Below are 13,205 nucleotides of genomic sequence, written 5' to 3'. Positions count from 1 at the left end.
AAGGGACGTTGAATGGTTAAAATGACAAAACAAGAAATTATGGACTTAATGGCTTATTTATCTTTGATTTCAGCTTCTAAGATGGGAAAGAGTGCGATTCGGCTAATGAATGAAAATCAAGTTGATAAGATTATGAAACAAGCCGTGGATTTATTTAATAATGACAGTAATAAAGCAGAAGCATTTATTGTCGGTAGGACAAATAAATTACTCCGAAAGCTTAGCAAAAACATGAAATAGTAGATCAAAAAGCAAACCTCTTACTAAGAGGTTTTTGCTTTTTGATGACGAAACTATAGTACAATATGAGATAGATCACTTGACGAATAAGAATATGACTCCATCTATTGGAATAAATATGACGAGGAACTTCATTGAGCAGTGTTACTTTGTACAATCCGTGATTTCATGATGTGGCAGGTGATGCACATGACTGAGGAAAGGAAGCTTGACGGCAGGGGAGCTGAATTAGCGAACGATGTGATCCTCTTTCGTTCTGAGCAAGAGATGAGAGCACATTTGCCCTGTAAAATGTATAAAATCAATCAAACGTTGGGGAGCATATGGGATCACACCCACGATTATATCCAGATTTGGTACGTCGTCAAAGGGGAGTTCAAGCACTCTATTCATCATCGAACGTATAACATGGTTAAGGGCAATTTATTTGTCATTCCTCCTTACGCAGTTCATCGGGTTGACATGATTCCCGGTCAGGAGATGGAAGTGATCGGCTGTGAGTTTCTGCCGCACTTTATTAATGAGCGATTCGAGCAATCTGAGTGGAGCCAAGAGTGCTTTGATTTTTCTTATTTAGAGAAATTCTTGATCGATGAGAAGCAGGTGACGCCCAAAATTGCCTTGACCGGGGATTCCGATATGGAGGTAGCCCGTCTGCTTACTGAAATGCTGGAGGAGTACGGTCATTCCAACCGCTATTTCGAGCTTATGCTCAAGGCGAATTTGCTCAAGCTGCTCTCTGTCATCATCCGTGAATATTCCAAGCTGGCAGATAGGCCAAGCGAGGAGGATGAACGGGTGGAGAAGTATCGAGGGCTTATGAATGCCGTTATGGAATATATTCATGGACATTTCGCTGAAGAGCTGAGGCTTGAGCGTTTATGCCGTCAATTTAACATCTCGAAAACTTATTTTTGTCACTTGTTCAAGCGGTTTACGGGGAAAACCTTTAATGATTATTTGATTAATTTGCGCGTAAATAAAGCTGCGGAATGGCTTATAGAGACAAATATGTCTGTGACCGAGATTTGCTTCGGCTCAGGCTTCAATGATTTGGCCTATTTCTCACGCATATTTAAGCGTTATACAGGTATGGCGCCTTCCCAATTTAAGAAAAAGGCGCTGGCCGATCGTTTATCGTGATCCATGCTGCTTGACGATGTATCTGATCATTTTGTATACTGGGAAATATTATGTAGCAAGGGGAGATTTTAATGTTGGTGAGCGTTCTTAACTAGTGAATTCCATAGTGAGGCGAACAGCTTTGTTGCAGGGTATGTTCAATAAGTGAATGTGAACATCCCTGAAAATTGGCGTCCTTGGTGACGTTTATTTGAGCATGCTGTATTGAAGCCTCCGGAAACGAGTTAAGAACAGCGGATAAGCAATTCTACGCCAGCATATCATTCTCTTGCTCCCGGATTCGTGTTGCATCAGCACGTGTTGTTTGCAATAGCTGTGAAGTACGAGTACTTCTATGTAAGAGTACGTTCGTTCATGGCGTTGGCAGATATGGAAGAGAGAAATGAAGCTATAGGCAGGGTGTGCGCATACGCATGCTCTGCCTTTTTTGCGTTGCATAGAGGATATATTCAGGCATGGTCGATTTGTGCTGGTGTTTTCCGTTAACAGGAACCCTTCTTTCCGGAGGCCTCGATCGCGGCTGCTCTCCTACTTTTATTAAAAAGGAGAATCAAGAGGCATGAATGAAGCAATGCTGCAAAGACTGGATTATCATGCAGCATCAGTTGGCACAGTGGCGCACGGAAGAGACAAGAGAGGAAATGAAGGTGCTGAGCTGCTTGACCGAGCTGCTGGAGCAGTCGACACATGAGCTTGAGATCAATGTGGATACGGTTGGCGTATATGATTATTTGTTCGCGCGGGCGAAATACAGCCGGGCAATCGATGGACGATCCGTACAGCTGAATGACCGAGGTATCATAGACATCCGGGATGCGAAGCATCCGCTGCTTGGTGGAGATACGGTGCCCCTTACATTTCGAATTGGTCGAAGTTACTCTTGTCTTATTATTACAGGGCCGAATACGGGGGGCAAGACTGTTGCCTTGAAGACAGTCGGGCTGCTCACCCTTATGGTGCAGTCGGGTTTGCTGGTGCCGGCCCAAGAGAACAGCATGTTTTCGGTGTTCGGCAAGGTGTGTGTCGATATCGGGGATGGTCAGAGCATGGAGCAATCGCTAAGTACGTTCTCGGCCCATGTTACCAATGTAATTCATATTCTCGAGGAGGCTGACCAATCTACACTGGTGCTCTTTGACGAAATGGCATCCGGTACGGATCCTGGCGAAGGCGTAGGGCTGTCGATTGCCATATTGGAAGAACTGCGGAGAAGAGGGGCCATCGTGGTGGCAACGACGCATTTTAATGAAATCAAACATTTCGCTTCTGCAACCAATGGATTTGAGAATGCGCGGATGGAATTTGATGCGGATACGCTGCAGCCGCGATATCAGCTTCGCATCGGTGAAGCTGGAAGCAGCTATGCATTTCTTATCGCTTCGAAGCTGGGGCTGGCTGCGGATATTATTACTCGCTCGCAGCATATCACGCAATCGCTTGGTTCTGGAACATTCCGTGCCGGGGAGGAAGCTCATGCTTTGACAGGGGAATCAGAATGTAAGCCGACTGAACCTCAGCATGATCGATGGTTTACAAGAGATGAAGAAGGATCAGCAAATGAGGCAATACGTGTGGATGAGACATCCTCTGTCGAGGAGATGGAGGAGGGTGCGTCAGATGCCCAGCATGCCAAGCGCCTCAAGGAGCAAAAGAAATCCGAAATTCCTCACCAGCGGAATAAAAAGAGCTCTTCTGTTAAGCTGCAAAAAGGGGATTGCGTGTTCATTTCTTATTTGAAGCGTACTGGCATCGTGTATGAAGAAGAGGATGTACGCGGCAACGTAGGGGTGCTTATTCAACAGCAAAAGGTGAAGATCAATAAGAAGCGGCTCACGCTATATATTGAGAAGCAGGATTTGTACCCGAAAGACTATGATATGGACATTGTGTTCGAATCGAAGGAGAATCGTAAGAAAAAGAAGATAATGTCCCGTAAGCATGTAGAGGGAATATCCATTGAATATGGTGCGGAAGAGTAAGTAGGTAAGAGACATTCGAAGAGGCCTTCTCATTTTGCAGAAGGTCTCTTTGGTACGAATTTTATCCAAAAAAATTAGTTTCGGGAAAATGTGACAAAATCAGTAATTTTGGTGTCTATATAAGTAGAAAGTTTCCCCACGATTACAGCGCCCAAGAGATAGCTTTTAAGGGGGAACAATTCTTACTGCCTAGCAGAACTAATCATGCTAAGTAATCTGGAAAAAAGGGGGGGATTAGAAGGTGAGTTACCTCACGAGTCGGGAATTTTTCTATGAATCACCCAATCAAATAAGGAGGTTCATTATGATGAAGAAGAGAATTGTGTCATTTGTATTGGCTGCAATGCTGTTCATGATATTCATCCTTCCTGTGTCGGCGTATCAATCGCTGGACAACTCGACTCAACCTCTACCTCACTCTGAATTCGCTAGTCAGATTCAACTTTCCAATACGAGTTTGACGGACAAGCAAGCCGCAGTACTTGCGAATTATGTGCAAAAACAACTGTTTTCCAAATATGCGGGGCTCTATACGTTCGATCATTTTTCGTTTGAATTTGGGAATGAAAAGATTGAATCCGACAAATTTTCGATTGATGTCAATGTAAATGTCGACATGACCCTAATCCGAAATCCCATAGACAGCCCTTATGTAAAAGGGATGCAGACAGCCGTGTCGGAGCTTCGCAACGAACATGAAAAAATGATTGGCCAAAACGAAATAGATGCCTTCCTTCAAGAAACAGAATCTTATTATAATACTCCTTCTCCCTCCACCTTCCTATACCGAATGGAAATCGGGATCAGTTCTCCTAATCTGCTTGAATCGATTCAATCCTTGAATTACGACATACAGCTCACTTTATTTGATCGAGCTGATATTACGACGGAAGAAACCATTGTAACGCGAGCCACATCAGAGCGGTTAGATGAATCCATGGCTGCGGATTATGGAAAGAAAGCCATCAATGAAGCAGTAACCAAGCGGAATGGGATTGCGAATCATTTAGCTATATCCTATAATCGGCTCGCAGCAAGAGATTATGCCTTAGCGCATGCTTTTGATGTCCCTGAGTTTTCGGCGGCCAATGGAATGGGCAGTGATTGTGCGAATTTTGTGTCGAAGGCGCTCAATGCGGGCGGGATTCCGGTAAATCGAGCAGGAAAGTGGTATCCGAGTACCAGCCGCGGGAATTATGCAGGGGAAAATTGGATGCGTACAGGCTACTATAATAATGGCGGAGTCGTGCCTTATATGTTGAACAAAGGGTACTTTTCCAGACAAAATAACATAAGCAAGGTATACAGCGGCTCTATCTTATACCGAACAGATACGAGTCATGTTGCACTCGTTACGTACGGTGATGGAACGACGGTGAAATATACGGAGCATTCGAATTATCCTGTCACAAGAAAGAATATTGTGTATACAGGAACTAGGGCGAATTTCTATACGCCATAAGCAAATGATAGAGACTAATGATAGAGACTTATGAAACAGAAAATTCGGCTAAGAGGCATAAATAGACAAGACAGAGAAACCCCAGACGCTGAGTCCGGGGTTTCTTACATTGTTAGCGTAATCAACACATATGCTCCTCAAATTCTTGAAGGTAGCGTTCTTTTATTATTTTCCTCCCTCTATATAAATTTTGTCGGACGGCCCCCTCCGTAATATGCAAAGCTGCGGATATTTCTTTGTAGCTCAACTGCTTCATGAAGCGAAGGTACATAATGGTTCGAAGATGCGGAGCTAAGTCGTTCATATATTGCTGCACAGTCATGACCTCAAACCTCTTTAGGTAATCCCACTCGGATATCATCTGTGGATGCAGGGTATCCATTTGCAGCTCCTTCATATTCGTAGCAATGCCATGCTTTTTTTGTTTTCTTATGTAGTTAATTGCTACGTTGCGTGTAAGCGTAAAAATCCATCCATACAGTTTGTCGTCGTTCACATGGGAGAGTTTTTTGTAATGAGACGGAGAAAGGCTTCTTGAAGAATATCTTCTGTAGAATGATGGTTGCGGATCATGGAGTAAACGAAATGATAATAGTTATGGCAGTACTCGTTATAAATTTGGGCTTGGATCTGATTGCTGAGCTGCGAAAAATTGATGAGAGAGGCTTTCGAGCAAGCGGATTGCTGGTGAACAATACTCATAGCATTCCTCCTCTTTCGTTTGTACATAGATTACTATAAAAGCGGGATATTGGTAAAGCGCTTACATGAATTAGGAATAAGGTTCTCGCATATTTATTTTGCAGACTGTTCTTGTTCTGCTTAGCTATAGCTAGATCCCCTCGAAAGTATTGTAAATGCATCTGTGTAAGAAAGTCCAATATTTGTGGACTATAGTGCAATGTGCAGTAAGTGAACTTTTTTATAATGGAATGGAGAACGTAAGCGCTTCTTGTAACCGTTTGCGAGTAAGTAGATAAGAAATAAGTCCGAACACAACGAAGAAATGGAGTGGGCTGCTGTGAAATTAGGAGTTAGCATTTATAGTTTGTATGCTGCGCTGCAGGACAAACGTCTAAGTATATCTGGTGCGCTGGAATGGATGAAGGAAAATGGTGCCGATCACGCTGAAATCGTAGACTTGGATCTCGATTTGGTCAATCATCCGGAACGTGTGGAAGAGATTCGTACAACTGCTGAACGCATTGGGCTTGAGCTGTCCAATTACTGCATCGGCGCTAACTTTGCAGGTCATGACGAAGAAGGGCTGAAGCGTGAGATTGAGCGCGTAAAGTCGCATGTTGATGTAGCAAATCGCCTTGGTGTGAAATTCATGCGTCATGATGTCGCGTCGCGTCCACATGCGGAAACAGGCGCCGCTTATTTCGAAAAGGACTTCCCGCAGCTTGTAGAAGCATGCCGGCAAATTGCAGATTATGCGGCTCAATTCGACATCGTGACAAGCGTCGAGAACCATGGCTACTATACGCAGGCTAGTGAACGCGTGAAGCGTCTTGTGCTTGCTGTCGATCGTGATAACTACAGAACAACGATAGATGTAGGCAACTTCGTATGTGTGGATGAGAATCCGCTCGTTGCGGTGAAGAACAATCTTGAGCTGGCTTCCATGGTGCACTTTAAGGACTTCTATATCCGTCCTGCGGATCGCAATCCTGGCGAAGGCTGGTTCCGATCTTTGCACGGCAACTACTTGCGCGGAGCAATCGTAGGCCAAGGAGACTTGCCGATTTACGATATCGTGCGCGCGGTTAAGGCATCTGGCTTTGACGGATATGTCAGCATTGAGTTCGAAGGTATGGAGGATTGCCTCAGAGGTACGAAGATTGCGTTGGATAATGCGCGCCGCATCTGGGATGAAGTGTAAGCTTAGCCGAGCATCCAGTGAGGATTGAATATAGATTTTTTAATTTAGGAGGACATACAGATGAGCAAAATCAAGGTTGCGGTTATTGGAACAGGTTCGATCTCGGAAATGCATTTTAACGGCTATAAAAACAATAAGGAAGCCGAAATTATCGCCGTGTGCGATCTGAATGCGGAACGTGCGAAGGAGAAGGCTGCAAAGTTCGAAGCTCCAGACGCAATTGTATATACCGAATATCATGAGCTGCTTCAAAACCCTGATATTGATGCCGTTAGCATCTGTACATGGAACAATTCTCATGCACCGATCGCGATCGCGGCGCTGGAAGCGGGCAAGCATGTGCTCGTAGAGAAGCCGCTTTGTATGACGGTAGAGGAAGCACTCGCGGTGCAGGAAGCACAGAAGAAGAGCGGCAAAACGCTGCAAATCGGCTATGTGCGCCGTTATGGCACGAATACGCGCGTATTGAAAAAATTTATCGATGAAGGCGAGCTTGGCGAGATTTACTATGCGAAGGCGTCCTGCATTCGCCGTCTTGGCAACCCAGGCGGCTGGTTCAGCGATAAGGAGCGTTCCGGCGGCGGACCGTTGATCGATATCGGCGTTCACGTGATCGACCTGTGCTGGTACTTGATGGGCAAGCCGAAGGTGAAATCGGTAAGCGGCAATGCGTATTATAAGCTTGGCAACCGCAACCACATCGAGAACTTGACCTTCTACACGGCAGCAGATTATGACGGCGGCAGGGTGAACACGGTAGAGGATATGGCGAATGCGCTTATCCGTTTCGAGAACGGCGCATCGCTCGCGGTTGATTGTAGCTTTTCGCTTCATGTGCAGAAGGATGATATGTATGTGAAATTATTCGGCGACAAGGGTGGCGCTGAAGTAGAGCCTGAATTGAAGATCATTGGCGAAAAGCATAATACGATCTTGAATATGACGCCGCAAATTGATCACCTGACATTTGACTTCAATAATGGCTTCCAAGGCGAAGTCGATCACTTCATCGACTGCGTGCAAGGTCGTACAGAGACGATCTGCCCTGCGGAGGATGGCGTAGAAATGATGAAGATTTTGTGCGGCATTTATGAGTCCAGTACCAAAGGAACAGAAGTTGTATACTCCTAACTTAAAGTCAAAGCGATACATGAAAATGCAGCCGTTATGGTTGTGAACGTCCTCAGTTGAGGCTTTCGATGTAAGGAAGGGCATGTTTCATGCCTGAATGATAAATGTGAATGTGAACGGATTAGCAGTTTGCAGTATTACGAAAATTGAAGGAGTGAAATTCATGACGAAGATTGCGAACCCTATTGGAGTCATTACAGACAGTTTCCGCATTCCTGTGCGCGAGGCATTGGTAAAGGCGAAGGAAGTTGGCGCGGACGGCGTTCAGATTTACGCGGTAAGCGGAGAGATGGATCCGGCGAATCTGTCGCCGCAAGCGCGCAAAGAACTGCGCAGCTATATTGAATCGCTGGGCTTGCACGTATCTGCACTGTGCGGTGACTTGGGCGGACATGGCTTCCAGGACAAAGAAGCAAATCCGGTTAAGGTTGAGAAATCCAAGCGTATTTTGGACTTGGCTCTTGATCTGGGAACGAATGTGGTAACGACGCATATCGGTATTGTGCCGCATGAGCAAAATTACATTTTTGAAGCGATGCAGCAATCTTGTGAGGAACTAAGCCAATACGCGAACAGCCTTGGTGCGCATTTCGCTATTGAAACGGGCCCAGAGCCTGCGGCACATTTGAAGTCCTTCCTTGATACATTGACTGGCAAAGGGGTAGCCGTTAACTTCGACCCTGCGAATATGGTCATGGTTACAGGGGATGATCCGGTACAAGGCGTACACACGCTGAAGGATTACATCGTGCATACGCATGTAAAAGACGGTGTGAGATTGCGCGAGGTTGATCCGCGCACCGTATACGGCATGCTGGGCTTTGAGCCAATGTCGCATGAGAAAATTGCAGAGATGGCGACTAGCGGTCCGTTCGAAGAGCTGCCGCTTGGCGAAGGCAAGGTTGACTTCGACGCTTACTTCCAGGCGCTTGTTGATATCGGATACAAAGGCTATTTGACGATTGAGCGTGAAGCAGGCGCAACACCTGAAGTAGACATCCGCAAGGCAGTGGACTTTATTAAGCGTTATAGATAATGAATGAGATAAAGAAGAGATAGAGGTCGAAAAAAGCGGCTTCTATCTCTTTTTTATTTTGTCTATCATCGAACAAGCGGTTATAGGGGGGGAGTCTGTAAAAATATAAAATGAAAGCGGTGCCATAAAAATAGACAGACATATTTCATGTGTGCTTTTACATATTGTAAGAAGGGTAGTTCTATATTTTGTACAGAGAATAGGAGTGGTTATGTGCACGCAATCGATAGGTTAGCTCGCATGGTAAGTGATGTGAAGGAAGATCCGTCTTGGGAGCTGCGTCTTACGCCTGAGACGAATCTGATCGACGAGGTGGGCCTCGATTCGCTTCAGCTGATTCAGCTCATGTTGAAGGTGGAGGAGCAGTTCAACGTGCAGATGGATTTCGAACGGTTCGAGTACGAGCATTTACAGTCCACTCGCGCATTTCTGGAATTTTTGGAATCCCTGGGGGCCGAGGTTCAGCAGCATGCGTAGTGTTCTGCCAGAGGAGCTGCTGCTAAGATCTTTGCCGCTCTATGATGGGCCGCGTCTTGTCATGGGCATGTTCGATGCAGAAGCTTATTGGCGTCCTTCGGAGCTGGCGAAGCTGCCATCGCTTAGAACTGCACAAGGGCACGCTGCCGTTGATTATATGGACGAGCTGCTGTTCCCATTGTGCGGGGAAGATGGCATTGCGGTGACCCGACATCAGCGGAATGCGGCGCAAGCCGCCTATTTGCGTGATGCGGGCTTTCATTTTCGTTCGGTGGCATGCGGCAAGCTTCAAGCGAACGAGCATGGGAATACGGATGTATTCCAGCTCGTGTCGGATCTGTGTTCGGATTCCAGATGGAAGAAATTAATGCGAGAGCTTCCGCTTGCCGCATATGCCGTTATTCCATCTGCGGCAGAGCTTGTGCAGAAGTATAGATTAGACGGCTCAATTCCTTCGCCAGAAACCGTAATACAGGTGAATTCCAAAGTGTATTCTCTTTGTCTCGCGCAGCAATTAGGCTTGAACCCTTCTGGACAGCTTGTGGAGGACGCTGCTTCGGCCGAACGGCTTGGGGCTGAGCTGTTGAACAAACATGGCAAGCTAATACTAAAGGATCCGTACGGGGTATCCGGCAGCGGCAATATGGTCGTCGATTCGTCAATATCACTTACTCGTCTTAGCGAATATTTTCGTGCACAGGAGAGAGCAGGCAAACATGTGCAGCTGCTGGTTGAGCCATGGCTGACGAAGCAGGCTGACTTCTCTTGTCAATTGTACATTGCACCGAATGGCCAGATTGAGCTTCTTGGTGTACAGCGCATGGAAAATAGACAGCTGAATTATGGCGGTTCATATGCGGCGGATGCACGACTGTTGAACCGACTGGCGGAAGCGGGATACTTTGAACAAATGGAGAAATTGGCAGTTCGTATGTACGAAGACGGATACTTCGGCCCTGTATGCGTTGACTCTATGTTGCTGTACAACGGTGAAGTATATCCGGTTGTGGAAATTAACGCCCGTCATTCCATGGGAATGCTCAATCATTGTTTGGACGTCCATTTGGAACGTTGGGGGCAGCGCAGCTTTTTGACGTGCCTTCAGCTCGGACTTCCGGAGCGGGAGCAGCAAGCAACGATATGGCCTGAATCTGCGGCTGGAGCCATTGGTGCTTCATCTGATGCATACTCGGCTGACGTTCTATTCGAGCAATTATTGATGCAGCTGGATGAAGCAGAACTGCTGTATACGCCAGGGCGGCGAACGGGTGTGATGCCGTTGTCTGCGAACACACTCTTTGCACCCACAGCCCATAATCGCTCAGGGCGCTGGTATGTATCGCTTGCAGCGGACAGCAGCAATGCTGGCGCTGCGTTGCGCAATCAGCTCCTTCAGGCGCTTCAGGCGTTCGGATATCGCATTTATTAATAATAAATAAGCTTGAACAGTGAGCTATTGATATAAAAAGTAGGTGTTCATGGTGCAGCATACTTCCTTCATTACAATTCTGACCTCGGGAAATTCACTTGGCGCCTATGTACCTGGCATTCGACTGGTAGAGAAGCTCTGCCAGCGCGGAATTCCGGCGGAGGCAGAGGTGCTGGAGCGTCTGTTTCCTGAAGAGGTTCGCCGCAACATGATTCGCACAAAGCAGTTGTTCCACAGCAGCTTCGGAGCAGCCAAGATGGGAACCAAGCTGGCTCGCGATATTGGGCTGGTACTGGATGATAATGCAGTAAGGAAGCTTCTGCAGCGCTGGAAAGCGGAAGGAAGATCGACCTTTCTCGCCGTAACGGGATTCTGGATCCCCATTATGAAGCAATATGAACTGTTGATGCATCCAGAGCCGATACGCATTGAATTTTTACGGCTGGATGCGGTGGATACACCGTCTTACCGACCGTATTTCAATCAAGATAACCGTTTTCGGGATCATTGGCTGTTTCAATTGGAAGGGGAAGCGACGACTCTTCATGCTAGGCTGGTCATGTCGGATGAGGCTTTGATTCCTTATTTAGAGCGCGAGAGACGGATCGTCGTTCACGGCGGAGGTTGGGGGATCGGCACCTATCGAAGTACGATTGCAGCTCTGCAGCAGCACTATCCTCTTGCCTTTGTTGCGTATGACGTGGGAGAAGCACAGGAGGCATTGCCAAATGACCGAGTATATATGACCGATCCGGAATGGCATCCATGGCTGGATGAGACGCTGCCGGACGGACAGTTTCCTTACCCGCCCACTGCAGAATGGAAGCGGAACGAGCCGCTCATCTACGAACGGAGTGCAAATGGGCCGCGCCTCTATGCGATCATCCGCAGCAGTATGGCTATCGTCAGCAAGCCTGGCGGAGGAACGCTCATTGATTCCTTGTCAGCCGCGACGCCGCTTATCTATCTGGAGCCGTTTGGCGAGCATGAGCGAGCAAATGCGGAGCTGTGGGAACGGCTCGGATTTGGTATATCCTACGAGCGCTGGTCACAGGCTGGTTTCTCTTGGGAGCTGCTGCATGAGTTGCATCACAATTTAAAAAGCAATGCGCTTTCACTATCTGATTTCGGAGGGATCTATGCATGACACAACCGAAGACAAGCGCGACATTGACGCGAACAGAGTTCCGTTCCTTGAAGCAGACGCTTCATAATATGAGTACAGGAAGTCGTGGCTTGAAGCACGATCATGCCTTCGCGTTCGATTTGCCGCGGGATATTGGAGTTAAGCTGAACAATGGCTGCAACTTGCGCTGTAAGCACTGCTTCGAATGGAACCCGGACGGATATCATCATGAATTCGAGCGGCAGGAAGCGCGAAGAGAAATTGAATTCTCGTTACTTGAGAAAATATTCGAGGAAACAAGACCTTATCGTTCCCGCATGTTCTTGTGGGGAGGCGAACCGCTCATGTACTCCAAGCTGGATGAGTTATGCGAGCTGCTTGCGTCCGATCCGCGCATCGCGACGATTTGCACGAATGCGGTGCTGGTCGAACAGAAGCTGGAATCGCTGCTTAAGCTGCCGGAAGGCGTTACATTGCTGGCAAGCTTGGAAGGTTTTGAAGAGGAAAATGATGCGATTCGCGGTCGCGGCATTTTCCGCAAAGTCATGTCAGCTATTCAGCTTCTGCTGGATAAAAAGCGCACCGGTGAATTCAAAGGGGATGTCTCGATCAGTCTGACGATCAATGATGCGATGGTGAACCGGCTGTATGAGTTTATGGAGTATTTTGAAATGGTAGGGGTCAACTCCGTATATTTCGTTTTTCCATGGTATATTCCAGAGCCGGTGGCGGAGCGGATGGATACATACTTCGCCGAGCACTTCGGCTGGCTGGATGCCGCCCATGATTCCGCGAAGAAGAGCTGGCATTCATTCACCTATCATCTATCGCCAGACAATGTGGAACCGCTGCTCGCGGAAATGGAGAAGCTGCGCTCGCGCGTCTGGAATAATCGCATTCGCTTCCAGCCTGCGTTGGAGCCGGATGAGGTGCGGGATTTCATACTTGGCACGGAACGTCCCGGCATGAAGAGGAAGGAATGTCTGGCCTTGTCCACACGCATGGATGTGCTGCCAAATGGGAAGGTCAATCCATGCAAATTCTTTCCGGAATTCACGATTGCCGATATGCGCGAATCCAGCTTGAAGGAAGTCTTTCATGGAGACAGCTACAACAGGCAGCGTGAAGTGCTATCTTGCGGCTTAACACCGGTTTGCTCGAAATGCGTGCTGCTGTACAACAACGGAGCTTAGCAGCAAGCAGCCGGGAAGGGGATATAAGCGATGAGCGCGATTAGGGTCAAACAATTAAGTAAAACATTCGCTTACTACCAGAAGCAGAGCGGATTAAAGCATTC

General features: G+C 47.2%; 12 protein-coding genes and 1 pseudogene. 11 read left to right on the top strand and 2 right to left on the bottom strand.

The features are described from left to right. The first annotated feature begins 12 nt into the window (after nt 1-12). The 4 genes and pseudogenes from PAV_RS18470 to PAV_RS18455 all read left to right on the top strand — a co-directional run bounded on the left by PAV_RS18470 (nt 13) and on the right by PAV_RS18455 (nt 4,824). On the top strand, nt 13-240 hold the full coding sequence (locus PAV_RS18470; protein ID WP_005548902.1) for a hypothetical protein: 228 nt from the start codon (nt 13-15) through the stop codon (nt 238-240). Between the two features lie 189 nt (nt 241-429). Further along, nucleotides 430-1,383, top strand: coding sequence for a helix-turn-helix transcriptional regulator (locus PAV_RS18465; RefSeq protein WP_005548900.1), 954 nt, complete (start codon nt 430-432; stop codon nt 1,381-1,383). A 623-nt stretch (nt 1,384-2,006) separates the two neighbouring features. Then, a pseudogene (locus tag PAV_RS18460) lies at nt 2,007-3,362 on the top strand (MutS-related protein); the annotation flags it as partial. Between the two features lie 304 nt (nt 3,363-3,666). Then, nucleotides 3,667-4,824 carry an amidase domain-containing protein gene (locus PAV_RS18455; RefSeq protein ID WP_005548897.1) on the top strand — a complete coding sequence of 386 codons (1,158 nt, stop codon included), beginning with the start codon at nt 3,667-3,669 and terminating at the stop codon, nt 4,822-4,824. A gap of 121 nt (nt 4,825-4,945) precedes the next feature. Here PAV_RS18455 and PAV_RS18450 read toward each other — a convergent pair whose 3' ends face one another. Further along, the gene (locus PAV_RS18450; RefSeq protein WP_005548896.1) at nt 4,946-5,320 is read right to left on the bottom strand and encodes an RNA polymerase sigma factor; all 375 of its coding nucleotides are present in this window, start codon (nt 5,318-5,320) and stop codon (nt 4,946-4,948) included. Beyond that, nucleotides 5,317-5,526 carry an RNA polymerase sigma factor gene (locus PAV_RS18445; RefSeq protein WP_005548894.1) on the bottom strand — a complete coding sequence of 70 codons (210 nt, stop codon included), beginning with the start codon at nt 5,524-5,526 and terminating at the stop codon, nt 5,317-5,319. Before PAV_RS18445 ends, PAV_RS18450 begins: the two co-directional genes overlap by 4 nt. Before the next feature lie 319 nt (nt 5,527-5,845). On the opposite strand from PAV_RS18445, the gene PAV_RS18440 reads away from it, so the two are divergent. From PAV_RS18440 to PAV_RS18410, 7 genes are all read left to right on the top strand, one after another. Further along, nucleotides 5,846-6,709, top strand: a complete 864-nt coding sequence (locus PAV_RS18440) for a sugar phosphate isomerase/epimerase family protein (RefSeq protein WP_005548893.1) — start codon at nt 5,846-5,848, stop codon at nt 6,707-6,709. Nucleotides 6,710-6,769: 60 nt separating this feature from the next. Then, on the top strand, nt 6,770-7,840 hold the full coding sequence (locus PAV_RS18435; RefSeq protein WP_005548892.1) for a Gfo/Idh/MocA family protein: 1,071 nt from the start codon (nt 6,770-6,772) through the stop codon (nt 7,838-7,840). A gap of 163 nt (nt 7,841-8,003) precedes the next feature. After that, complete coding sequence (locus tag PAV_RS18430; protein WP_005548891.1) at nt 8,004-8,876, top strand: sugar phosphate isomerase/epimerase family protein; 873 nt, start codon at nt 8,004-8,006, stop codon at nt 8,874-8,876. A 213-nt stretch (nt 8,877-9,089) separates the two neighbouring features. Continuing rightward, the gene (locus PAV_RS18425; RefSeq protein WP_005548890.1) at nt 9,090-9,353 is read left to right on the top strand and encodes an acyl carrier protein; all 264 of its coding nucleotides are present in this window, start codon (nt 9,090-9,092) and stop codon (nt 9,351-9,353) included. Then, nucleotides 9,346-10,782 carry an ATP-grasp domain-containing protein gene (locus PAV_RS18420; RefSeq protein ID WP_005548889.1) on the top strand — a complete coding sequence of 479 codons (1,437 nt, stop codon included), beginning with the start codon at nt 9,346-9,348 and terminating at the stop codon, nt 10,780-10,782. Before PAV_RS18425 ends, PAV_RS18420 begins: the two co-directional genes overlap by 8 nt. Before the next feature lie 49 nt (nt 10,783-10,831). Then, entirely contained in the window at nt 10,832-11,929 is a 1,098-nt protein-coding gene (locus tag PAV_RS18415; RefSeq protein ID WP_005548888.1) for a hypothetical protein, read from the top strand. Further along, nucleotides 11,926-13,101, top strand: a complete 1,176-nt coding sequence (locus tag PAV_RS18410) for a radical SAM protein (protein ID WP_005548887.1) — start codon at nt 11,926-11,928, stop codon at nt 13,099-13,101. Before PAV_RS18415 ends, PAV_RS18410 begins: the two co-directional genes overlap by 4 nt. Nucleotides 13,102-13,205 lie beyond the last annotated feature (104 nt).

Source organism: Paenibacillus alvei DSM 29 (assembly GCF_000293805.1).
In the GTDB taxonomy this organism is placed as follows: domain Bacteria; phylum Bacillota; class Bacilli; order Paenibacillales; family Paenibacillaceae; genus Paenibacillus_B; species Paenibacillus_B alvei.
Note: the sequence above shows the minus strand (reverse complement) of the source record. Positions and strands in the feature narration are given on the sequence as shown.

Excerpts from the sequence above, each read along its gene's own strand:
- PAV_RS18420 (WP_005548889.1), top strand. The coding sequence starts at position 9,346 with ATGCGTAGTGTTCTGCCAGAGGAGCTGCTGCTAAGATCTTTGCCGCTC.
- PAV_RS18410 (WP_005548887.1), top strand. The coding sequence starts at position 11,926 with ATGACACAACCGAAGACAAGCGCGACATTGACGCGAACAGAGTTCCGT.
- PAV_RS18465 (WP_005548900.1), top strand. The coding sequence starts at position 430 with ATGACTGAGGAAAGGAAGCTTGACGGCAGGGGAGCTGAATTAGCGAAC.
- PAV_RS18445 (WP_005548894.1), bottom strand. The coding sequence starts at position 5,526 with ATGAGTATTGTTCACCAGCAATCCGCTTGCTCGAAAGCCTCTCTCATC.
- PAV_RS18435 (WP_005548892.1), top strand. The coding sequence starts at position 6,770 with ATGAGCAAAATCAAGGTTGCGGTTATTGGAACAGGTTCGATCTCGGAA.
- PAV_RS18415 (WP_005548888.1), top strand. The coding sequence starts at position 10,832 with ATGGTGCAGCATACTTCCTTCATTACAATTCTGACCTCGGGAAATTCA.
- PAV_RS18470 (WP_005548902.1), top strand. The coding sequence starts at position 13 with ATGGTTAAAATGACAAAACAAGAAATTATGGACTTAATGGCTTATTTA.
- PAV_RS18455 (WP_005548897.1), top strand. The coding sequence starts at position 3,667 with ATGATGAAGAAGAGAATTGTGTCATTTGTATTGGCTGCAATGCTGTTC.
- PAV_RS18430 (WP_005548891.1), top strand. The coding sequence starts at position 8,004 with ATGACGAAGATTGCGAACCCTATTGGAGTCATTACAGACAGTTTCCGC.